Annotated in this window: 18 protein-coding genes; 4 read left to right on the top strand and 14 right to left on the bottom strand. The window is 63.6% G+C overall.

Going from position 1 to position 21,610, the window contains the following annotated elements; all coding sequences use genetic code 11:
• Positions 1 to 11 precede the first annotated feature (11 nt).
• Positions 12 to 1,841 (top strand): ABC transporter ATP-binding protein, encoded by a 1,830-nt coding sequence (locus FKL89_RS17730; protein ID WP_156864058.1) that lies wholly within the window; start codon positions 12 to 14, stop codon positions 1,839 to 1,841.
• Here FKL89_RS17730 and FKL89_RS17735 read toward each other — a convergent pair.
• A complete protein-coding gene (locus FKL89_RS17735) occupies positions 1,783 to 4,623 on the bottom strand; it encodes a polysaccharide biosynthesis protein (protein WP_156864059.1) in 2,841 nt (946 codons plus the stop codon). The two genes, FKL89_RS17730 and FKL89_RS17735, sit on opposite strands and share 59 nt — an antisense overlap.
• 279 nt (positions 4,624 to 4,902) lie before the next feature.
• Here FKL89_RS17735 and FKL89_RS17740 point away from each other — a divergent pair, with 279 nt between their 5' ends.
• Positions 4,903 to 5,937 (top strand): porin, encoded by a 1,035-nt coding sequence (locus FKL89_RS17740; RefSeq protein WP_156864060.1) that lies wholly within the window; start codon positions 4,903 to 4,905, stop codon positions 5,935 to 5,937.
• Positions 5,938 to 6,043: 106 nt separating this feature from the next.
• Positions 6,044 to 7,204 carry a porin gene (locus tag FKL89_RS17745; protein ID WP_156864061.1) on the top strand — a complete coding sequence of 387 codons (1,161 nt, stop codon included), beginning with the start codon at positions 6,044 to 6,046 and terminating at the stop codon, positions 7,202 to 7,204.
• 307 nt (positions 7,205 to 7,511) lie between these two features.
• On the opposite strand, the gene FKL89_RS20415 is transcribed toward FKL89_RS17745, so the two are convergent.
• From FKL89_RS20415 to FKL89_RS17765, 4 genes are all read right to left on the bottom strand, one after another.
• The gene (locus tag FKL89_RS20415; protein WP_337786218.1) at positions 7,512 to 7,724 is read right to left on the bottom strand and encodes a DUF1289 domain-containing protein; all 213 of its coding nucleotides are present in this window, start codon (positions 7,722 to 7,724) and stop codon (positions 7,512 to 7,514) included.
• A 1-nt stretch (position 7,725) separates the two neighbouring features.
• Positions 7,726 to 8,547: a TatD family hydrolase gene (locus FKL89_RS17755; protein ID WP_238363415.1), complete on the bottom strand. Its 822-nt coding sequence runs from the start codon at positions 8,545 to 8,547 to the stop codon at positions 7,726 to 7,728.
• Positions 8,548 to 8,631: 84 nt separating this feature from the next.
• Entirely contained in the window at positions 8,632 to 9,540 is a 909-nt protein-coding gene (locus FKL89_RS17760) for a hydroxymethylglutaryl-CoA lyase (protein ID WP_156864062.1), read from the bottom strand.
• 19 nt (positions 9,541 to 9,559) lie between these two features.
• Positions 9,560 to 10,450 carry a 2-hydroxyacid dehydrogenase gene (locus tag FKL89_RS17765; RefSeq protein WP_162527571.1) on the bottom strand — a complete coding sequence of 297 codons (891 nt, stop codon included), beginning with the start codon at positions 10,448 to 10,450 and terminating at the stop codon, positions 9,560 to 9,562.
• A 281-nt stretch (positions 10,451 to 10,731) separates the two neighbouring features.
• On the opposite strand from FKL89_RS17765, the gene FKL89_RS17770 reads away from it, so the two are divergent.
• Positions 10,732 to 12,192, top strand: coding sequence for a reverse transcriptase family protein (locus tag FKL89_RS17770; RefSeq protein ID WP_156864064.1), 1,461 nt, complete (start codon positions 10,732 to 10,734; stop codon positions 12,190 to 12,192).
• Here FKL89_RS17770 and FKL89_RS20515 read toward each other — a convergent pair.
• The 9 genes from FKL89_RS20515 to FKL89_RS17815 form a co-directional block, all read right to left on the bottom strand.
• On the bottom strand, positions 12,189 to 14,210 hold the full coding sequence (locus FKL89_RS20515) for an acetyl-CoA carboxylase biotin carboxylase subunit (RefSeq protein ID WP_156864065.1): 2,022 nt from the start codon (positions 14,208 to 14,210) through the stop codon (positions 12,189 to 12,191). The genes FKL89_RS17770 and FKL89_RS20515 overlap by 4 nt on opposite strands.
• 3 nt (positions 14,211 to 14,213) lie before the next feature.
• Positions 14,214 to 15,002, bottom strand: a complete 789-nt coding sequence (locus FKL89_RS17780) for an enoyl-CoA hydratase/isomerase family protein (protein ID WP_156864066.1) — start codon at positions 15,000 to 15,002, stop codon at positions 14,214 to 14,216.
• Positions 15,003 to 15,005: 3 nt separating this feature from the next.
• A complete protein-coding gene (locus tag FKL89_RS17785) occupies positions 15,006 to 16,613 on the bottom strand; it encodes a carboxyl transferase domain-containing protein (protein ID WP_156864067.1) in 1,608 nt (535 codons plus the stop codon).
• Between the two features lie 9 nt (positions 16,614 to 16,622).
• Entirely contained in the window at positions 16,623 to 17,231 is a 609-nt protein-coding gene (locus FKL89_RS17790) for a 2-hydroxychromene-2-carboxylate isomerase (protein WP_156864068.1), read from the bottom strand.
• Entirely contained in the window at positions 17,232 to 17,600 is a 369-nt protein-coding gene (locus tag FKL89_RS17795; protein ID WP_156864069.1) for a hypothetical protein, read from the bottom strand.
• A complete protein-coding gene (locus tag FKL89_RS17800) occupies positions 17,597 to 18,748 on the bottom strand; it encodes an acyl-CoA dehydrogenase family protein (protein ID WP_156864070.1) in 1,152 nt (383 codons plus the stop codon). Before FKL89_RS17800 ends, FKL89_RS17795 begins: the two co-directional genes overlap by 4 nt.
• Before the next feature lie 15 nt (positions 18,749 to 18,763).
• On the bottom strand, positions 18,764 to 19,120 hold the full coding sequence (locus FKL89_RS17805) for a cupin domain-containing protein (RefSeq protein ID WP_170293823.1): 357 nt from the start codon (positions 19,118 to 19,120) through the stop codon (positions 18,764 to 18,766).
• A gap of 177 nt (positions 19,121 to 19,297) precedes the next feature.
• A complete protein-coding gene (locus FKL89_RS17810; RefSeq protein ID WP_156864071.1) occupies positions 19,298 to 19,972 on the bottom strand; it encodes an SDR family NAD(P)-dependent oxidoreductase in 675 nt (224 codons plus the stop codon).
• Between the two features lie 410 nt (positions 19,973 to 20,382).
• Positions 20,383 to 21,564: an acetyl-CoA C-acyltransferase gene (locus tag FKL89_RS17815; RefSeq protein WP_156864072.1), complete on the bottom strand. Its 1,182-nt coding sequence runs from the start codon at positions 21,562 to 21,564 to the stop codon at positions 20,383 to 20,385.
• Positions 21,565 to 21,610: the final 46 nt, after the last annotated feature.

Genomic DNA, 21,610 nt, shown 5'->3' on the forward strand with positions numbered 1-21,610 from the left:
ACAATTTGCCCATGGCTTCCAACCCCTCTGACTGGCAACGTTACTGGCGGCTGCTGACATACGTGCGCCCTTATCGCGGCCGCTTGCTCGCGGGCATGGCGATGCTGGCTGCGGTGTCACTGGTGGAACCGCTCATCCAGGTCGCTTTCTCGCAGATTCTTGACCGCGCATTCATCGTCGACGCAGCGGTTGGTACCAACGCAGTTGCCAGCCTGGCCGGCCAGAGTGCACTGGCGAAAGGCTTCCTGGGTCCGGTCACTGCAGTGTTGCTGGCGATACCGATTCTCTGGTTCCCGGCGCTGCTGGTTGGCCTGTTCGCAGTCCGCAGTGCCGCCAATTTTGTCGGTGATCTGGCACTGCACTGGGTTGCCAGCCGGGTGGTGTTTGACCTCCGGCAAGTCATATTCGCGCATCTTTTGCGCCTGCCAGTGAGCTTTTTTGACCGGCACTCCCCGGCGGAATTGACCTCCAAGATTACTTATGACACGCAACAGATCGGCGCGGTGACCAGCCAGGCGCTGACAACACTGGTGCAGGACTCTCTCAAGTTGATTGTGGCAATTACGATGATGGCATCGGTCAGCTGGAAATTGACGCTCGGTGTCTTCGTCATCGCTCCAGTGGTCGCCGTCGTCGTGCGGGCCATGACCCGTCGTCTGCGGGCTGCGAGCGTGGCATTGCAAACACAGATGGGAGAACTGGCACGCTTCGCAGATGAGGGCTTGAGCAACCAGCGCTCGATCAAAATCTATTCGGCTTTCGAGCAGATTCAACGGGCTTTTTCACTGCGAGCCAACGCTGTCCGGCGCACGATCATGAAGCAGGAAACCGCCAATGCGGCGAGCGCACCACTGATGCACGTGGTGGTCTCCGTGGCGATTGCCGGCATCGTTGCGCTTGCCATTCAGGAAGGCCAGCGACAGGCAATGACCGCCGGTGACTTTTTCGTGTTCTTTACTGCGTTGCTCTCGTTGCTGCCCCCCGTCAAGAGCCTGTCGTCAGTCAATGCGGTCTTGCAACGTGGTCTCGCGGCAGCGAGCAGCGTTTTCTCCGTGCTTGATCAATCGACGGAGCCACTGCCGACCGCTGGCGTTTCAGAACGCCTGCGCGGTGACATCCGGTTCGACGCCGTGTCGCTGCGCTATCCGGGTCGTGACGTGGATGCCCTCACTGACGTGTCACTCAACATCCCGGCCGGGCGCCGGGTTGCCTTCGTTGGCGCCTCGGGTAGCGGCAAAAGTACAGCGATGGCACTTCTCGCGGGCTTTTACTCCGCTCAGCAGGGCGATGTACTGATCGACGGCAAGCCAGTCGCACAACTTGGTCTGCGGACTGTTCGCGACAATCTGGCGCTGGTGTCACAGGATGTCCTGCTGGTAAACGACACTGTAACGGCCAATATCGCGTTTGGCGTGGAGCCGGCCGCTGTTGATGGCAACCGCGTGCACTGGGCAGCCACAGCGGCAGCTGCCGACGCCTTTATCAGCGCGCTGCCGTCAGGCTACGACACATCGGTAGGTGAAGGCGGAGGACTATTGTCAGGCGGCCAGCGTCAGCGCATCGCGATTGCCCGCGCGTTGTACAAGCAGGCGGCGATCATTCTCTTCGATGAAGCGACCTCGGCGCTCGACAGTGGTTCGGAGAAGGTGGTGCAGGATTCTCTTCGTGTGCTCGGCGATGGACACACGGTCGTACAGGTGGCGCATCGGCTCAGCAGCATTCGCGACGCTGACGAGATCTTCGTTTTCGAGGGCGGTCGCGTCGTCGAGCGCGGCAGTCACGTCACGCTGGCTGCGGCGGGAGGATCGTACTCAAAGCTGCTGGCGGCGCAGGCGGGCTGAAGTCAATCACCCATCGCTTCAACTCCGCCCTCACATCGTACGGCGAAGGCTGATCCAGCCACCGCAGCAGTTCATCGATGTCTATCGCGGCTTCGAGACTGGCGACCACCCGGCGCACTTTGGCATGCGCTGTCGGGAGAAATTGTTCGCCATCCCCCGTCAGTTCTTCATGCATTTTTTCACCAGGTCGAAGACCGGTGTAGACGATCGGGATAGCATTCGTAGAGCCGCGCGCAAGCCGGATCAGCTCACGAGCCAGCTCCACAATCAGGACCGGACGGCCCATATCAAGCACAAAGAGTGATTGTGGATGGCCCATCAGGCCAGCTTGCAGCACCAGTTGTGCGGCCTCCGGGATGGACATGAAGTAACGGGTCATTTCCGGGTGTGTCACCGTCACCGGGCCACCGCTTGCAATCTGCTCACGGAATTTCGGAATTACGCTGCCGTTGCTGCCGAGCACGTTGCCGAATCGCACACCGACAAACTTTGTCGGCGTTTCCGGGAGGCTCATGATCGCCAGCTCCGCGAGGCGTTTGCTGGCACCCATGATGCTCGATGGGCGAACGGCCTTGTCAGTCGAGATCAGCACGAACTTCTCGGCGGCTACTGCACGGGCGCACTCAGCGGCCACCAGCGTGCCCAGTACGTTGTTGCGTACCGCCTCCCAAGCGTTGACCGTTTCCGTGAGCGGCACATGTTTGTAAGCGGCGGCGTGAAAGACGATATGAGGTCGCTCCCGCTCGAAGATTTCCAGCATGCGCTCGCGGTTGCGGGCATTGCCCACGTACACCTCGATACGCTCGCGAGGCAGCTTGGTTGCGATGTGTTCGCCGACCACGTGCGAGGCAAACTCGGAAATATCCACCATCACCAGACGTCCGGGATGGAAGCGCGCGACCTGATTGCAAAGCTCCGTCCCGATCGAGCCGCCCGCTCCAGTGACCAGCACTGTGCGACCCGAGATCCAGCTCGCCAGCCCCGGGTTGTCCAGAACTACCGGGTCGCGCCCCAACAAGTCTTCCAGCTCGATGGCCCGCAACTTTGCCAGCGGAGACTCTTCCGACAGCAGTTCGTCGTACGACGGCACTGTGAGCACGCTCAGGCCGGCGCTTGCCGCGATCTCAACGGCGCGGCGGCGCGCTTCGTGCGTCGTATTCGGCATCGCTATGATCGCGTGACGTGCACCGAAGCGCCGCGCCACATCCTCGGCTTGTGCCAGTCGCCCGACAACGGGCGTGTCGTGGACGCGGGCGCCAACTTTTGTCATGTCGTCGTCAAGCAGCGCGACGACCTGCCACGTATCGGACCTGGAAAGCTCGCTGACCAGTCTGGCGCCTGCCGCGCCTGCACCCAGCACCAGCACGGGCTCTCCCTGGGCAGCAGCCAGTCCATATAGACGGTGTTCCTTCCAGCTGCGATATGCAAATCGCGCACCGCCCATCAACAAGATCAGCAGTGCGGGCTGCAGCAACAGCACGGATCGCGGCCAGATAAAGCTGTCCGGCCGTACGATCACGAAAAGGACCGCAGTGCTGGCGGCAGCGACAAATGCACCGAGAACGATACGACGCAAGTCAGCCATGCTGGCGAATCGCCAGAGCCCTTCATAGAGGCCCAGCCCGACGAACACCAGCGCGTGCACCGGAACAACAAAAGCCAGACTGCGGGCGACATCCCCTGCGGTGAACTCGGCGCCGTCGATATTGAAATTGAATCGGGCCCAGAACAGCAGCGCCCATGCGCTCGCTGCAGCCGCCACATCGTAGAGCAGCGCGAGAAATGCGCGCGGGTTCATCAGCAGATTGGGCTGCCTGCGTAACGTCCACTCGGTGAGCACCACATAGAACGCCGCGTAAGCCGTCACGGCTGCAGTCGCCAGCGGTACCGCAAGGCTGCGGACGAGACCGGCAACAGCAATCGATAGCAGCATCCATCCCACGATCCAGAACAGCACGCCGCGATGCCCAAGGCCGGCGAGGGTAAGACGCTGGTACAGGTGTTCACGGTGCGGACGCAGCGGATTGTGTCCCCGCAGCAGGCGCCTGACCAGCGTGTAAGTTGCATCCGCCCACAACGGCATAAATATCGCCAGTGGTACGGCGGCCTGCCAAACACCGTCGGCGACCCCTTTGATGCTCACGGCTGCGAGCGCAAGTCCGAGCACCGTCGATCCTCCATCGCCCATAAACAGTCGGGCCGGCGGCAAATTCATCGGCAGAAAGCCGAGCGCCGACGCTGCAACAACGACGGCAGACCCGATGAGAGCCATCGAGGCTGGTCGAGCGGCATCCGTGCCAGGCAGAAAGACGGCAATTGTCGCCAGCGCCGTGCCGCCAATGATCGCTGCCGATGCCGCGACGCCGTCTACGCCATCAATGAAATTGAACAGATTTACCGACCAGATGACGACAATAATCAGGGGTATAGCCACAATTGTCGACAGTCCGCCTTCACCCCAAGCGGCTACCACCAGCATCGCCGACAGGGAGTGCACCGCCAGGCGCAACGTCGGAGAAGCGTCACTCCAGTCATCCCACGCGGAGACCATCCACATCAAGGTCAGCGCCAAAGGAATCTGCCATTGCGGGATGAGCACAACGGCACCGAACAGAACTCCAGCGGCGATGCCGAGACCACCACCCCGAGCAACCGGCCGGCCGTGAAGTGAGCGCTCACCCGGAATACTGTACGGACTAACAAGCCGCCCCGTCAGCACGCCTGTACAAAGCAGAAATGAGAGCGAGGCGCAGGCGACCGCGACGAACAGCACCCAGAACATAAAGTCTTTTAATTCAATAAGTTATATGCGGTTATTCGAGCCCGCTAATGTGTTCAACGAGAACAGCGTTGTCGCATCGGCTTGTTGCAAATTGACAACAATTCGGGCATCGCCAAATCGCACACGACCAGTCAGAAGGTTGGCCGAAACCGGCCGATTTGGCAGAATTAAAGCAGCTTCCGAGATTGCGTTGGAAGAAAAATTGTTGGCATCAAATCCTCGAGCATGAATGTGCGGCGTGATGCGGTGTCGACCGTCAATATCTGAGGAGAGACTGTTATGAACAAGAAACTCGTTGCTTTGGCAGTGAGCGCGATTGCAGCTGGCGCGGCGTCGGCTCAAACCGCAAACGTCACGCTGTACGGCATCATCGACACCTACCTGGCATCGGAGCGTGGCAGTTCACCGACCGTAGCCGCGAACAAGGTTTCCACGACTGGCCTCGTGTCCGGCGGCATCTCCGGTTCGCGTTGGGGCCTGCGCGGCTCTGAAAGCCTTGGCGGCGGTCTGAATGCGTTCTTCAATCTTGAGAATGGCTTCAACGTTGACAATGGCTCGCTCGGTCAAGGCGGCCTGCTGTTCGGTCGTCGCGCCTACGTCGGTCTGTCCGGTGGTTTCGGCTCGATCCAGATGGGTCGTGACTACTCGCCGAACTTCTGGGTGATGTGCAACTCGGACGACTCGTTCGGCGGCTGCCTGAACGGCTGGTCGGCTGTTGCCAACATGGGTGGCTTCTTCGCCAACACGCTGCGCCAGAACAATCAGGTGTACTACAAGACCCCGAACATGGGCGGTCTGACCGCGTCGCTGGCTTGGGCGCTGGGTGAAGTTGCTGGCACGTCCTCGGGTTCGCGTACCCTCGGCGGCAACATCGAATACAAAAACGGTCCGCTGTACGTGGGCGTCGGCTTCAGCGATCAGAAGAACGCTGCGGCAACCGCTTCCAACAAGCAGTTCATCGTTGGCGGTTCGTACAACTTCGGCGTTGCTTACGCTGGCTTGACCTACATCGAGAACAAAGACACCGCTGGCAACAAGACCAAGCCGTTGATCGGCAGCGTCACCGTGCCGTTCGGCTCGGCTCGCGTTGGTCTGCAACTGGCTCAAAGCAAGTCGGGTAGCGCCAAGGCTCAAGCCTTCGGTCTGCTCGGTGAGTACGACTTCTCGAAGCGTACCGAAGCGTATGCCGTGTACTACCAGTGCAAGAACAAGGGTCTGGTCTGCGTAGCTGACGGCAACACCGCTTGGTCGACCGCCGGTGTTAACGGCATGACCGCCAGCCTGCTTGGTCTTGGCGTCAAGCACAAGTTCTAATTTGTGTTGATGTAACTGCGATCTGACTAGAGCGGCGGTGGCTACCGCCATCGCTGCTCGTGTGAGGTTGCCAAGTCCAATACCAGCTTTGCAAAAGGGTACTTTCATGAAATTTACGAAAATCGCGCTTGGCGTTGCGGTTGCGTGTGCAGCAGTTGCTGCTCAGGCACAGTCCGCGAACGTCACGCTGTACGGTTACATCAACACCTCGATCGAATCGAACCGCGGCTCGCAAGATCCGAATACGGCGATCGGCAAAGGTGGCAGCGGTTCTACAGTCAACCGCATGACAGCCAACTCGTCGCGCTTCGGCTTCCGTGGCTCGGAAAGCCTCGGTGGTGGTCTTAGCGCTTTCTTCCAGCTCGAAAACAGCTTCGGCTCTGACGACGGCAGCCTCGGCGGCGGCGTCATGTGGGGTCGTGAGGCATGGGTTGGTCTTGCCGGCACGGCTTGGGGCGAAGTCAAGTTTGGCTATGGCCTGACGCCGTACGATGACGTGCTCGGTCTTGCTCACCAGAACATCGGTTCGACCGGTGCGCAGAACCGTAACAACGGTCTGTCAGGCGGTCCTGGCTTCGGCTTCAACCAGCTGTTCACGAACTACGGCCGCGGCGGCACCTCTGGCGCCAACAATACGGGTCACTTCGACGCTCGCGCTGCTAATGCAATTAGTTACGCGACGCCGACGATGGGCGGCTTCAAGCTCCGCACGATGTACTCGCTCATCGAAGAGCAAGCTGCATCGCCGAAGGCTCGTCTGTGGGATACGTCCCTTATTTACTCGAATGGCCCGGTTACCCTCGGCGCCACCTACGCACTGCATAAGGACTTCGGTGGTCTCGCCGGCGTCACCACCGGTGCCCATGACCAGAACGCGTTCCGCGTCTACGGCCGCTACAACTTCGGTGTTGCCCGTATCGACGGTTCCTACGACGTAACCAGCTACAAACTGTCGACCGGCACGTTGAAGATGAAATACTTCGACGTAGCAGCGCAGGTTCCGCTGGGTGCGCATAACGTCGGCGTTCAATACAGCCAGCGCGACAATGGCGCTGCTTGGGCGTGGACTCCGCCGGTTGGCTACACCGCTCCGACGGCTGCTCAGCTCGTGAGCCGTTGGTCGATCGGTGGCGGCAAGCACGTTTCGCTCGTGTATGACTACACGTTCTCGAAGCGTACGCAGTTCTACGCGTACTTCTCTTCGATGAAGAACGAAACGGGCGGCAAGCTCAACACGCCGGCCATCGGCCTGATCCATCGCTTCTAATCGAATCGACAGATCAAAAAAGGGCGCTTAGGTGCCCTTTTTTCATGGCTGCTCTGTCACGCGACGTATTGCCATTACCCAAGGGCGATCGTCGCTGACACTATCAGCTTGATCCGCAAAGCCGCATTCAAATTGGGCTTCACGGCCCATTCGCCACCAAGTCGACTTTCCGCATAATGACCGCCTAGCCCTTAGCTAATGGGCCCTCTGACAAAAAGATGATACGGCTATCGACGTGAAGTCATCGGCAACTTTTGCACGTTGCGCCGCGCATCAGGGCCGCTGACGCTATCCCACAAGGCGGTTGCTACGCACCATCCGCCCGTCGACGGGAAGGCAATTGCGCCATCACCTCCTGCCTTTGTGCCGGCGTCATCTGCTGCCAGCGTGCGATCTCTTCCAGCGTGCGGGCGCACCCCACGCAAAGTCCGTCCGCTTCGATGACACAAATCTTCACGCAAGGCGATTCAGCTGGAGGCGCTTCCGCCCCTCCCGGGGTCAGCAGATATCGGAAACTCACCTCAGTCGCCCTCCTGTGAAACAAGTCGTGACGCTACGATTCGCCGCACGTTGGCAGTAGTTGCAGCAGCGAAAGCGGCGGGCGACATGCCTCGGACTTCCGCCAGCATCTGTCCTATCTGCGGCAAGTACACCGGGCTGTTGCGGGTACGCGAGCTCATCGTGCCGAGAAAGCTGGGAGGAATATCGGGTGCATCAGTCTCGACGACCACGTTTGCAATGGGTATCTCGCGTAGCAGCGCACGGATACGCTGCGCCTGCGGAAAGGTCGCCGTACCACCAAAACCCAGGCAGAAGCCCAGTTTGATGAATTCCGCAGCCTGTTGGGCGCTGCCGTTGAAGGCGTGTGCAAATCCCCCACACACGCGGATGCGGCGAAGATGCTTCAGGATGTGGTCTTGACTGCGCCGTACATGCAGTGACACCGGTAGATCGAAATCGCGAGCAATCTTCAATTGCTCGGCAAAGAACCACTCCTGCTCCTCCTGATTGAAGTCAGGGATAAAGAAATCCAGACCGATCTCGCCGATGAGCTCGGGTTTCTCCCGCTGCACCCACTCCCGTAGTACCGCGACGTGCTCGCGTGCAGAATGCGCCGACGGCCCCGCCACCCACATGGGATGGATGCCGAAGCCCGTGATGCAGCCGTAGCGTTCACGCGTCTTGCTGGCCTTGGCAAAATGGTCAACGTGGCCCGGCAGGTTGACGATCGCCGCTACCCCCGCCGCCGACGCCTGCGCCACCACCTCGTCGCGATCAGCGTCGAAGTCGGGGGCGTCAAGGTGGCAGTGGCTGTCGATCCACATGGTTAGCTGGCGAACCAATTTTGATTCGTCGTCCCGACGCAGAATGGAAGCGGGACGACGAAGGGAGGATAAAGGCCGGCATGCGCTGCGGGCGCCAGGCCACTACCCGGCCCGCTTCGCCGCCAGCGCCCGGTTCACGCGCGAGTGCGGCGCGCGGCCCAGCGCCTGCGAGATGAACTGGCCCGCCTCGCAGACGAGATCGAGGTCGATGCCGGTCTCGATGCCCATGCCGTGCAGCATGTACAGCACGTCCTCGGTCGCGACATTGCCGGTCGCGCCCTTGGCGTACGGGCAGCCGCCGAGGCCGGCGACCGAGGTGTCGAACGTAGACACGCCCAGCTCGAGGCAGGCAAGCACGTTGGCGCAGGCCTGGCCGTAGGTGTCGTGGAAATGCCCGGAGATCTGCGCCAGCGGATAGGCCCTGGCCGCCGCCTCGAATACCGCCGAGGTGCGTGCCGGCGTGCCGACGCCGATGGTGTCGGCGATGCCGATGTCGTCGCAGCCGAGATCGGCGAAGCGCTTGACGCAATCGACGACCGACTCGATGGGCACCTCGCCCTGATAGGGGCAGCCGAGCGCGCACGACACGGCGGCGCGCACGCGCATGCCGTTCGCCTTGGCGGCTTCGGCGACCGGACGGAAGCGCTCGATGCTTTCGGCGATCGAGCAGTTGATGTTCTTCTGCGAGAACGCCTCGGATGCGGCGCCAAAGATCACCACCTCGTCGGCACGGGCCGCGAGCGCGCCTTCGAAGCCCTTGAGGTTGGGCGTCAGCACCGAATAGATGACGCCGGGCTTGCGCTCGATGCCGGCCATCACGTCGGCCGAGGTCGCCATCTGCGGCACCCACTTGGGCGACACGAAGGACCCGGCCTCGACGTTGCGGAAGCCCGCCGCGCTGAGGCGATTGACCAGCTCGATCTTGACCGCAGCCGTGACCTCCTGCTTTTCGTTCTGCAGGCCGTCGCGGGCGCCGACTTCGACGATGCTGACGCGGCTCGGGTACTTCATGCTGACCTCGCTTCGCTGATCAATAACCCACTTTGGGATCGACGATGCCCGACACAAGCTCGCCGCGCTCCATGGTGCCGATCTTGGCGACGATCTGGGCGCAGGCGTCCTTGATCGGCGTGGTCGCGGCGATGTGCGGCGTCACGATGACCTTCGGGTGCGACCAATACGCGTGATCCTTCGGCAGCGGCTCCTCGTGAAAGACGTCGAGCAGGGCGCCGCCGAGCTGGCCACTGTCGAGCGCCGCCAGCACGTCGGCATCGACCAGATGGCCGCCGCGGCCCGCGTTGACCAGGAACGCACCGCGCGGCAGCTGCGCAAGCGTCTGTGCGTTGATCAGGCCGCGCGTCGATTTGGTCAGCGGCAGCATCGACACCAGCACATCGGTGCCGGCCAGGAAGGCCGCGAGCCGGTCGCTACCCGCGAAGGTCTTGACGCCATCGATCTGGCGCTGCGATCGCGACCAGCCCTGCACCGTATAGCCAAACGCCGCGAGCCGCGTCGCGACGGTGCCGCCCATCTCGCCGAGGCCCAGCACGCCGACGGTGGGCCGCCGCACATTGCCGCGGTCTTCGTGCTGCTGCCAGTGCTTGTCGCGCTGCTGCGCGAGGTAGATCTGCATGTGGCGCTGGTGGTGGATCACGCCGTAGATCGCGTATTCGGCCATCTGTTGCGCCATGCCGGCGTCTTCGAGGCGCACGATCGGCAGATGCGCGGGCACCGCACCCATCGCCAGGATGGCGTCGACGCCGGCGCCGTAATTGATCACGGCTTTCAGCTTGGGTTGCCGCGCGAACAGCTCGGCCGGCGGCTTCCAGCCCACGACGTAGTCGCAGGGCTCGTCGGACGGCCAGGCGAAATACTGCCAGTCAGGTTGATGCTTGCGCAGCTCGGCGATGATGCCGGGCACGATGTCGAGGCCGGTGGATTGGACTAGGATCTTCATGCCGCTATTTTGCCGTGCGTGACGCGGTCACGGTCGCGCGCGGGCCATTGCCGCACTATGATTGGCGTGACCGTGGCGTACGCCAGTTGTGACCGGAAGCGTGCTTCGGCAGGTTCCCGGCGCCCGGGGTTGCCCCGGGTGATCGTCTGGCTGGTTTATGCGTTGGCACTCGCCGGATGCGCTCGCGCGCATCACGTGAGAAGCTGCGAACTGCGTGGCGTACGCACGGTCACCCGACACCCTGATTGCCAGCGACCGTGCCCTCCGAGACCACTCCGCCCCCCGAAGTCGACGCCATCGCCGACGCGCTGGCCGCTTTCATGCTGGCCGAACACACGGCGGGCCGTTCCCTCACGGCGCGCGCCCTGACCGCTCGCGCGTCGGCGCGATTCGTGGGGTGCTCGGCGCTGCTTGGTGCCGCGCGACGCGATTTGGCCTTGCACGCCGAACTGGCGTGGCCGCACTGGAGCGCAGCGCAACTCGCGGCACGTATCCGCAAGCTGCCCGCGTTCGAGCGTCTGGTCACTCAGTCTGTCCTGCTGACTGCAGCGATCGAAGACATCACGGCGACGCTGGCGCATGCGGCCGATGAGAAGGAGCGCGGCGAGCACGCCGACTGGGTCGCCGGGCTGCAGGCACGCCGTGCACGCCTGCAGGCGGATCTGCCGCGCATCTGGCCGGTTGCGGCGACGGCCGGGTCTGACCCGCCGCGGGTCGAGTCCGGCCTGCAGCCGCTTGCTGACCTCGCGCGACGGATCGAGATATCGGAAGACGAACTCGACGCCGCACTGCGCACCAGCCGCACGCCGCACGCGTTCCGGCTGCTCGTGATGCGCAAGCAGAGTGGTGGCCTGCGCGTGATCGAGCAACCGCAGGATGCCCTGCGCGTCTTGCAGCGACGCGTGCTGCGCGAGGTGCTGGCGACCGCCGATCTGCATCCGGCCGCTCACGGCTTCGTGCGCGGTCGCTCGGCGCTGACGCATGCGGCGTTGCACAGCGGGCGACGCCTCGTGCTGCGCCTCGACATCGCGGACTTCTTCACGTCCATCACCGCCGGGCGCGTGCACAGCGCGTTCCTGCGCCTGGGCATGCCGCCGCGCGTTGCCACCGCACTAACGGCGTTGTGCACATCGGTGCAGCGCGCGGGTGCGCTGCGCGCGGCGTTGCGCCGGCACGATGCGTTTGCGTCGCAGACCCGCATCGTCGGACACGTGCGCGACTGGCAGCAGACGCTGTGCGTGCCGCATCTGCCGCAGGGCGCGCCGACCTCGCCGGCGCTCGCCAACTGGATCGCGTATCGGCTCGACCGCCGCCTGTCAGGGCTGGCGGCGGCCTGGGACATGCGCTATTCGCGCTACGCGGATGACCTGACGTTTTCGACGGATGCCAGCGACTGCAACAGCCTGCGCTTCGTCGATCAGGTACGGACCATCGTCGCGACCGAGGGCTGGCTGCTCAACGAACGCAAGACGCTGGTGATGCCGCAGTCGAACCGGCAGCGCGTGACGGGCATCGTGGTCAACCAGACGATGAACCTGTGCCGTCAGGACTACGACGCATTGAAGGCGGCCGTGCACCGCCATGTAAATGCGCCGCCGGACGACGCGCAGCGGTCGCAACTGCTCGGCCGCATCGCGTGGCTGGCGCAGTTCCGGCCCGAGCGCGCGGACCGGCTGCTGCACAAGCTGCGCAGCGCGCCGCGCTAGGCGGTGGCCTTCGCCTCGGCCAGCGCGACCAGTTCGGCGCCTTCCTTGACCTGTTCCTTCGCCGCGAAGTAGATCGCCTCGACGGCACCGTCGAATGGTGCCACGATGGTGTGCTCCATCTTCATCGCCTCCATGATGATCAGCGGCTGGCCCTTCTTGACCGTGTCGCCGACCTTGACCAGCACGCTGACCACTGATCCCGGCATCGGGGCAACGAGATGGCCGCCATGACCGTCCTCGGACTCGGGCGGCGCGTAGCGGTCGACGGCGTCAAACTCAAACCGCTCGCCTGCGAGCAGCACGACCCGGTGCCCGCCCGAGCGCAGCACGCGCGCGCCGCGCTGCGCGTCGCCCAGCGTGAGGGTGATGCGCTCGCCATCGATGTCGGCGCGGGCGCGCAGTTCGCGGCCGGCGATGCGGATGCGATAGCCGTCGCCGTCCGCGATCACGCTGACGGCCAGGCGCTGCTCGCCCTGTGCGTAGTCGAAGTCGATGCCGCAATCGGGCTGGTTTGGCCAGAACGCATCGGCCAGCGCCCACGGCGACGAAGCTTTGCCGGCGCGACGCGCGGCGTCCTGCGCCACCGCACGCGCGGCGGCGGCCTCGACCAGCGCGCAGGCCGCGAGTGCCGCGTCGCTCGGCACCGGTAGCGGCGGCAGCAGCGCGTCGGCGTGACGCGCGATGAAACCGGTATCGATCTCCCTGGCCGCGAACGCGGGGTGCCGCGCAACGCGCTGCAGGAACTCCACGTTGTTGGTGAAGCCGACGACGGCATAGTCGTCGAGCGCCAGCGCCAGGCGTTGCAGCGCCTGCTCGCGATTGTCGCCATGCACGATCAGCTTGGCGATCATCGGGTCGTAGTGTGGCGTGATCGCATCGCCCTCGCGCACGCCGGTGTCGATGCGCACGTCGGCGTTGGTCGCGGGCGCGCGCAGCAGATCGATCGGGCCGATCGCGGGCAGGAACTGGTTGCGCGGATTCTCGGCGTAGACGCGCGCCTCGAAGGCATGGCCGTCGATGCGCAGCTCGTCCTGCAGCTTGGGCAGGCGTTCGCCCGAAGCGACGCGCAACTGCCACTCGACGAGGTCGAGCCCGGTGATCATCTCGGTGACCGGGTGCTCGACCTGCAGCCGCGTGTTCATCTCCATGAAGTAGAAGCGGCCCGAGGTCGCAAAGTCATGCTCGGCGATGAACTCGACGGTGCCCGCGCCGACGTAGCCTACGGCGTGTGCCGCGGCGCAGGCGGCTTCGCCCATCTGGCGGCGACGCGCCTCGGTCATGCCGGGCGCGGGCGCTTCTTCGACGACCTTCTGGTGGCGGCGCTGCAGCGAACAATCGCGCTCGAACAGGTAGACGCAGTGACCGAGCTCGTCGGCGAACACCTGGATCTCGATGTGGCGCGGGCGCTGCAGATAGCGTTCGATCAACACATTGTCGTCGCCGAACGAGTTCTTCGCCTCGCGCTTGGCCGATGCCAGCGCCGCCGCAAAGTCGGCCTCGCTCTCGGCCACCTTCATGCCCTTGCCACCGCCGCCAGCGCTGGCCTTGATCAGCACCGGAAAGCCGATGCGCTTTGCTTCGGACGCGAGCAAGGCCTCGCTCTGGTCGCTGCCGTGATAGCCCGGCACCAGCGGCACGCCGGCCTTCTCCATCAGGCGCTTCGATTCGGCCTTGAGCCCCATCGCCTCGATCGCAGCAGGCGGCGGTCCGATGAACACGATGCCGGCGTCGGCGCACTGACGCGCGAACGATTCGTTCTCGGACAGGAAGCCGTAGCCGGGATGGATCGCCTGCGCGCCCGTGAGCTTGGCGATCTCGAGCACCTTGTCACCGCGCAGGTAGGACTCTTTCGGCGCAGCGCCACCGATGCAATACGCCTCGTCGCACGCGGCAACATGCATCGCATCACGATCGGCTTCGGAGAACACCGCGACGGTCTGGATGCCCATGCGGCGCGCGGTACGGGCGACGCGAACAGCAATCTCCCCACGATTGGCGATGAGAATTTTGGCGAACATAAGCTATTCCTTCACCCAGTCCGGCCGCCGCTTCGCAAGGAAAGCGCCAATGCCTTCCTTCGCTTCGGGCGTCGAGCGGATCTGGGCGATGCGCTCGATGGTGTCTTCCATGAGCTCGTCGTCGATCGGCTTCTGTGCGACGGCCTGGATCAGGTTCTTGGCAGCCTCGATGGCTTTGGGGCCGTTGCCGAGCAGCACGGTGCAGAGACCGGCAATCATCTCGTCCATCGCGTCGATTGACGGTGCCAGGTCATGCAGCAGGCCGATGCGGTAGGCCTCCGATCCCGAGAAGCGCTCGGCCGTGATGAAGTAGCGATGGGCATAGCGAGCGCCCATGGCCTCGATCACGTACGGGCTGATCACAGCCGGGATGATGCCCAGCTTGACCTCGGACAATGCGAACTGCACGTCAGACACGCCGATCGCGATGTCGGCCGCTGCCACGACGCCGACACCGCCGCCAAACGCATTGCCTTGCACGCGCGCGATCACAGGCTTGGGGCAGGCATAGATCGCGTTGAGCATCAGCGCGAGCTCGCCCGCGTCCTCGCGGTTCTGGTCCTCGTCGTACTCGGACGCACGTTTCATCCAGTTGAGATCGGCACCAGCGCAGAAGCTCTTGCCCTCGGCGGCGATGATGATCACGCGCACCGATTCATCTTCACCCAGATCGCGAAAGGCCTCGATCACCTCACGGATCATGGTCTCGTCAAAGGCGTTGTGCACTTCGGGGCGGTTGAACGCCACCATCGCCACGCCACGCGCATCGCGCTCAATTTTCAGTGTTTTCATCTGCTACATCCTGAACACGCCAAACCGTGTGTCCTCAATCGGCGCATTCAGACTCGCTGACAGCCCAAGACCCAGCACCCGCCGCGTGTCCGCCGGATCGATGATGCCGTCGTCCCACAGACGTGCCGTCGCGTAGTACGGATGGCCTTCGCGCTCGTACTTTTCGCGGATCGGTGCCTTGAACGCATCTTCCTCGTCCTTGGACCACGCGCCCCCCTTGGCCTCGATGTTGTCGCGGCGCACGGTCGACAGCACGCTAGCTGCCTGCTCGCCGCCCATCACGCTGATGCGCGCGTTGGGCCACATCCACAGGAAGCGTGGCGAATAGGCGCGGCCGCACATGCCGTAGTTGCCGGCGCCGAAGCTGCCGCCGATGATCACCGTGAACTTGGGTACCCTGGCGCAGGCGACCGCCGTGACCATCTTGGCGCCGTTGCGCGCGATGCCCTCGTTCTCGTACTTGCGGCCAACCATGAAGCCCGTGATGTTCTGCAGGAAGACGAGCGGGATCTTGCGCTGGCAGCACAGCTCGATGAAGTGCGCGCCCTTGAGCGCCGACTCCGAGAACAGCACGCCGTTGTTGGCGACGATGCCGACCGGCATGCCGTAGATGCGCGCAAAGCCGGTCACCAGCGTCGTGCCGTAGCGCGGCTTGAACTCGTCGAACTCGCTGCCATCGACGATGCGCGCGATGACTTCGCGCACATCGAACGGCTTGCGCGTGTCGGTCGGGATCACGCCGTAGAGTTCATGCGGATCGTACAGGGGCTCGACGCTCTCACTCATCGCGAGTTGCGCCGGCTTGACCGTGTTGAGGTGACCGACGACCTGGCGCGCCATGCCCAGCGCATGCGGATCGTTCTGCGCCAGTTGATCGGCTACGCCCGACAGCCGCGTGTGCACGTCGCCACCGCCGAGGTCCTCGGCGCTCACCACCTCGCCAGTCGCGGCCTTGACCAGCGGCGGGCCGGCCAGGAAGATCGTGCCCTGATTCTTGACGATGATCGACTCATCGCTCATCGCGGGCACATAGGCGCCACCGGCCGTGCACGATCCCATCACCACGGCGATCTGCGCGATGCCGTCGGCGCTCATCGTCGCCTGGTTGTAGAAGATGCGGCCGAAGTGCTCGCGGTCGGGGAATACCTCGTCCTGATTGGGCAGGTTGGCGCCACCCGAATCGACCAGATAGATGCACGGCAGGCGGTTCTGCGCAGCAATCTCCTGCGCGCGCAGATGCTTCTTGACGGTCATCGGGTAATAGGTGCCGCCCTTGACTGTCGCGTCGTTGGCCACGATCACGCACTCACGCCCGCTCACGCGACCGATACCGGTGATGATGCCGGCGCCCGGTGACTCGTTGCTGTACATCTCGTACGCCGCCAGCGCGGACAGTTCGAGGAACGGCGAGCCCGGATCGAGCAGCTGCTTGACGCGGTCACGCGGCAGCAGTTTGCCGCGCGCGGTGTGTTTGGCACGCGGACCTTCGCCGCCGCCGAGCGCCGCGGCGGCATGCTTGGCGCGCAAGTCGTCGACGAGCGCCTGCATGGCGGCAGTCGACGCGACAGTCGCTGCGTCGCGGAGATTCAGTTTCGATTCAATGACTGGCATGCGCGAACCTTAGTATTTCCAGCCGCCGCGCTTGAGCCATTGCTCGAGCATCGGCAGTCGGTCGGCGCCCCAGAACGGTTCGCCATCGACAATGAAAAACGGTGAACCGAATACGCCCCTGGCGATGGCCGCCTCGACCTCGCCCTTGAGCTGGTTCTTGATCTCGTCTGTCTGCGTCGCAGCGATCACCTCGTCGGCGCTGTAGCCGAGCCCGGCCGCGATGTCACCCACGACGTCGAGCTTGCTGATGTCGCGATCACCGCGAAAAAACGCCCGATACAGCTCGAGCGCGAACTTCTTCGCGTGCGCCGGGTGGTTCTTCTGCATCCACAGCACGGCCCGCGATGGGTTTTGCCCCGCGATCGGGAACAGGCTGGGCGCCTTGTACGGAATGCCATAAAACGCCGCGCTGCGCCGGAAGTCGTTCTCGGAGTACGGCCCCTTCATCGGCGCCTGCGTCAGCGGCTGCCCGCCGGTGGACTTGAACACCACGCCGAGGAGGATCGGATGCCAGTTGATGGCACGCCCGCAGCGTTGCCCGAGCTCCTCGATCATCTCGGCGGCGAGATAGCCGTAAGGGGAGGAGAAGTCGAAGTAGAAGTCGATTGCTGATGCCATTTACTTGTCCTGCTTGACGCCAAATTCCTCGATGACCTCGATGCTGCCGACGATGTTGCGGTTGAGCTCGTCGATATCCTCGGCCGGTATCCACCATTCGGTGTGATGCGATGCGCCGACCTGCTGCACCTCGTAGCGGTCAACGAACTCGCGACGTACTGCGAAGCGCGTCACGGCGCCGTAACCGCTGTCGCGCACGTTCCACTGCTGCGCAATCTCGGCCGCGTACTTCTGGTTGGTCACCGGATAGAAGATGGGCTGGTCCGGTAGCCGCGGCGGCCACAGCTTGTCACCCGAATCGTGCACGAGCTGAAGCTCGACCGGCCCGACGGGCCGGTACATGGTGACGATGGCGTCGGCAGCGGTCATGCGGCCTCGTGCGCGCCCGTCGCCAGCCCGCGCCCGATCAGGATCTTCTGGATGTCGCTGGTGCCTTCATAGATCTGGCACACGCGAACGTCACGATAGATGCGTTCGACCGGAAAGTCGGTGACGTAGCCATAGCCACCATGAATCTGGATCGCGTCGGAGCAGATGCGCTCGGCCATTTCGCTGGCGAACAGCTTGGCCATCGCGGCCTGTGTCAGGCAGGGCACGCCTGCGTCCTTGAGGCTCGCGGCGTGATGAATCAACTGCCGCGCCGCTTCGATCTGTGTTGCCATCTCTGCGAGCTTGAACTGCACCGACTGATGCTCGAAGATCGGCTTGCCGAAGGCCTCGCGCTCTTTCGCATAACGCAGCGCCGCCTCGAACGCTGCGCGCGCCATGCCCACGCTTTGTGACGCGATGCCGATGCGGCCGCCTTCGAGCCCGGCCAGCGCGATCTTGTAACCGGCGCCCGGCTCGCCAATCATCAGGCTCGCGGGCACGCGGCAGTTCTCGAACAGGATCTGCGCGGTGTCGCTCGAATGCTGGCCCAGCTTGTCCTCGATGCGTGCGACCGTGTAGCCGGGAGTCTTGGTCGGCACGATGAATGCGCTGATGCCGCGTTTGCCGGCCGCCTTGTCGGTCACCGCCATCACGATCGCCATGTCGGCGTTCTTGCCCGATGTGATGAACTGCTTGACGCCGTTCAGCACATAGTGATCGCCGTCCAGGGTCGCGGTCGTGCGCAGACCCGAGGCGTCGGACCCGACGTGCGGCTCGGTCAGACAAAACGCGCCGAGCATCTCGCCGCGCGCCAGCGGCACCAGCCAGTCCTGCTTCTGCTGCTCGCTCGCGAAGCTCATCATGATCGAGCACACGGGGCAGTTGTTGACCGACACCACCGTGCTGGTGCCACCATCGCCGGCCGCGATCTCTTCGAGGATGATCGCGAGCGTCATGTAGTCGAGCCCGGCGCCGCCATACTGGTCGGGCACGGCGATGCCGTAGCAGCCGAGTTCGGCGAGGCCCTTGAGTTCGGCCGCAGGAAATTCGTGTGACTTGTCCCACGCCGCGGCCTTGGGCGCGATGCGTTCCTGCACGAATGCGCGGACGCTGTCGCGCACCATGCGCTGGTCTTCGTTAAGCAGCATGTGCGGCTCGATTCCTCATGATTGTTCGCCGCCCTGCGGCCCCCAGAACACGACCCAGGTGGCGAAGTCGTGACTGAAATCGGTAAATCGGTGATCCTGGCCAGCTGCAACAAAGAACACATCCCCCGATGCGCATGAGTGCGCCACCGCTTCGATGGTTAACGTCGCGTTGCCGCGCTGGATGAAGTAGAGCTCGTCCTGAGCGTGCGGTTTCTGGCGGTCGAGTTCGTTCGGCGCAAACAGCTCGACACTCATTGAACCATGAGCCAGCGCGCGGACGAACGGCTCGCCTGCGGGCCAGCGGTCGCTGGGGCTGCGTGGCAACTGCGCCAGCAGTGGCGCGAGGCTTGCCTTGACGCGGGATTCGCTCACCGATCGCCTCTCGGTACCGCAAGTGCCAGCACCAGTGACTTTTCTGCAAAAGCGTTACCAGATGAGGGCTTGCACGAAAAATCAGGAAAAGTCGACTTTGGCGAATTTTTCGCCTGAGCCCACATCAAACAAGGATTACATCGAAAAGCTGTCACGTCAGCGCGGCCAGAAAATTGACTACCAGGGAATGGTGGCGCCAGTGTTGTCGAAAAAGCCGCCGTGCTTGTCGGACGCGTTCTCAATGACGTGGCGCATGCCGGCGACGCTCTCGGTCGGCGTCAGCGAGGCTTGCGGCCCGCCCATGTCGGTGCGCACCCAGCCAGGATGCAGCGCCATTACGCGAACACCCTTCTTGCCCAGCTCCAGCGACGTGGCTTTCACCACCGCGTTGAGCGCCGCCTTGCTGGCGCGATAGGCGATACCGGACGAACTGCTCATGGTGCCGATCGAGCCCATGCGCGACGACAGAAACACCATGGCACCGCGCGCCCTGGCCACGTTGTGCGCAAACGCCAGCGTCAGTCGCAACGGGCCGAGCACATTGGTGCGCATCACGAGATCGAAATCCTCCGTCGGCATGTCGGTCAGGCCATCGCTGCGCGGGCCGTAGACACCGGCATTGCAGATCATCACGTCGATTGATTCGTCGGCCAGCTTCTTGGCCAGCGCCTCGATCGACGACGAGGTGCTGGTATCGAGCGCTTCGATGGTGACGCCAACGCGACGCAGCTCGGCAGCCTCGGCCGGACGGCGACAGGTGGCGATGACGTTGCAGCCATCCGCTGCGTACTGTTTGGCGAACTCGAGGCCCAAACCCCGATTGGCGCCGACGATAAGAACTGTTTTTGCCATGTTTTTCTCGCTGTGGGTCCGGCCTGCGACGGTGTCACGCGCCGTTGGCAGGCGCGGTACAGCAGGCTTCGCCTACATTGTGCCGCGAATCCACCGGCGAGGGCGTGATAACACTATTTTCACGAGATGCGTTGCAGCGAGTCGGCGATGGATGCAAGGAGCGCTGCGCAGGCCGTGGTGGTTCCACGGCCAAGCAGGGCGACGCGGCAGACGCGCCGTCTCGCTGCAACCCTGCGGGGCGTGTCGTACGGAGCAGCCAAAAGCGGCGCCCGGTGTTGTTGCGAAGTCCTTGCGACAAGCTTGTCGCTTCGCTCCATGCCCGCACCACGGCGGCCTTCGCGCCTTATTTGGCAACATCGCGTGCATCGAAAATACGACCGCCGCACTCGCGAAAATAGTGTTAACACGCCCTAGATCATTTCGATGGCCACCGCCGTGGCTTCGCCACCGCCAATGCACAGCGACGCGACGCCCTTTTTGCCGCCCGTCTTGCGCAGCGCGCCGATCAGCGTCACCAGAATGCGGGCGCCCGAGGCGCCGATCGGGTGGCCGAGCGCGCAGGCGCCGCCGTGAATATTCACCTTCTCGCGTGGCAGATCAAATTCCTTCATCGCGGCCATCGTCACGTTGGCGAAGGCTTCGTTGATTTCGTACAGATCAACCTCGGCGGGTGTCCAGCCCGCCTTGGTGAACACTTTCTTCATCGCACCGGCGGGGGCGGTAGCGAACCATGCCGGCTCCTGAGCGTGCTCTGCGTGCGCCACGATGCGTGCCAGCGGCTTCAGCCCCAGCGCCGCGGCCTTTGACGCCTTCATCAACACCAGTGCTGCGGCACCGTCGGAGATGCTCGAAGCGTTGGCCGCAGTGATGGTGCCGTCCTTGATGAAGGCCGGCTTCAGCGTCGGGATTTTGTCCAGCTTTGCCTTGGGCGGCTGCTCGTCGTTGGCGATCTCGGTATCGCCGGCCTTCCCTTTCACCGTGACCGGTGCCACTTCCCACTTGAACGACCCGTCAGCAATGGCGGTCTGCGCCCGCTTCAGCGAGTCGATGGCGTAAGCGTCCTGCTGCTCGCGGGTGAAACCGTATTTCGCGGCACAACTCTCGGCGAACACGCCCATTGCCTTGCCGCGCTCGTAGGCATCTTCCAGCCCGTCCTGCGCCATGTGGTCATACACCGTGGCGTGGCCGTAGCGGTAACCCTGACGGCCCTTGGCGAGCAGGTAGGGCGCGTTGGTCATCGACTCCATGCCCCCGGCCAGCACTACCTCGCGCGAACCGGCCACGATGGCGTCATGCGCCAGCATCACCGCCTTCATGCCGGAGCCGCACATCTTGGTCAGTGTCAGTGCGCCGACTTCTTTCGGCAAGCCCGCCTTCAGCGTTGCCTGCCGCGCCGGCGCCTGCCCTTGCCCAGCCATCAAACAGTTGCCCAGAATCACTTCCTCGATCTGCTCCGGCTTGAGCCCTGCCCGCTCAACCGCAGCCTTCACGGCCACTGCACCGAGATCGCTGGCAGAAAGGGCCGCAAAGTCGCCCAACATGCCACCCATGGGGGTACGGGCAGCGCTGACGATGACGATGGGGTCGGACATGATGGTTGCTCCTGATGGTTGAGATATGGGGGCGGCGGGGCCGCGA

Source organism: Casimicrobium huifangae (assembly GCF_009746125.1).
Lineage (GTDB): Bacteria > Pseudomonadota > Gammaproteobacteria > Burkholderiales > Casimicrobiaceae > Casimicrobium > Casimicrobium huifangae.

What these genes read in the sequence shown, in the direction of transcription:
- FKL89_RS17730 (WP_156864058.1), top strand. Translation starts at nt 12, where the DNA reads ATGGCTTCCAACCCCTCTGACTGGCAACGTTACTGGCGGCTGCTGACA.
- FKL89_RS17735 (WP_156864059.1), bottom strand. Translation starts at nt 4,623, where the DNA reads ATGTTCTGGGTGCTGTTCGTCGCGGTCGCCTGCGCCTCGCTCTCATTT.
- FKL89_RS17740 (WP_156864060.1), top strand. Translation starts at nt 4,903, where the DNA reads ATGAACAAGAAACTCGTTGCTTTGGCAGTGAGCGCGATTGCAGCTGGC.
- FKL89_RS17745 (WP_156864061.1), top strand. Translation starts at nt 6,044, where the DNA reads ATGAAATTTACGAAAATCGCGCTTGGCGTTGCGGTTGCGTGTGCAGCA.
- FKL89_RS17760 (WP_156864062.1), bottom strand. Translation starts at nt 9,540, where the DNA reads ATGAAGTACCCGAGCCGCGTCAGCATCGTCGAAGTCGGCGCCCGCGAC.
- FKL89_RS20515 (WP_156864065.1), bottom strand. Translation starts at nt 14,210, where the DNA reads ATGTTCGCCAAAATTCTCATCGCCAATCGTGGGGAGATTGCTGTTCGC.
- FKL89_RS17780 (WP_156864066.1), bottom strand. Translation starts at nt 15,002, where the DNA reads ATGAAAACACTGAAAATTGAGCGCGATGCGCGTGGCGTGGCGATGGTG.
- FKL89_RS17785 (WP_156864067.1), bottom strand. Translation starts at nt 16,613, where the DNA reads ATGCCAGTCATTGAATCGAAACTGAATCTCCGCGACGCAGCGACTGTC.
- FKL89_RS17790 (WP_156864068.1), bottom strand. Translation starts at nt 17,231, where the DNA reads ATGGCATCAGCAATCGACTTCTACTTCGACTTCTCCTCCCCTTACGGC.
- FKL89_RS17795 (WP_156864069.1), bottom strand. Translation starts at nt 17,600, where the DNA reads ATGACCGCTGCCGACGCCATCGTCACCATGTACCGGCCCGTCGGGCCG.
- FKL89_RS17800 (WP_156864070.1), bottom strand. Translation starts at nt 18,748, where the DNA reads ATGCTGCTTAACGAAGACCAGCGCATGGTGCGCGACAGCGTCCGCGCA.
- FKL89_RS17810 (WP_156864071.1), bottom strand. Translation starts at nt 19,972, where the DNA reads ATGGCAAAAACAGTTCTTATCGTCGGCGCCAATCGGGGTTTGGGCCTC.
- FKL89_RS17815 (WP_156864072.1), bottom strand. Translation starts at nt 21,564, where the DNA reads ATGTCCGACCCCATCGTCATCGTCAGCGCTGCCCGTACCCCCATGGGT.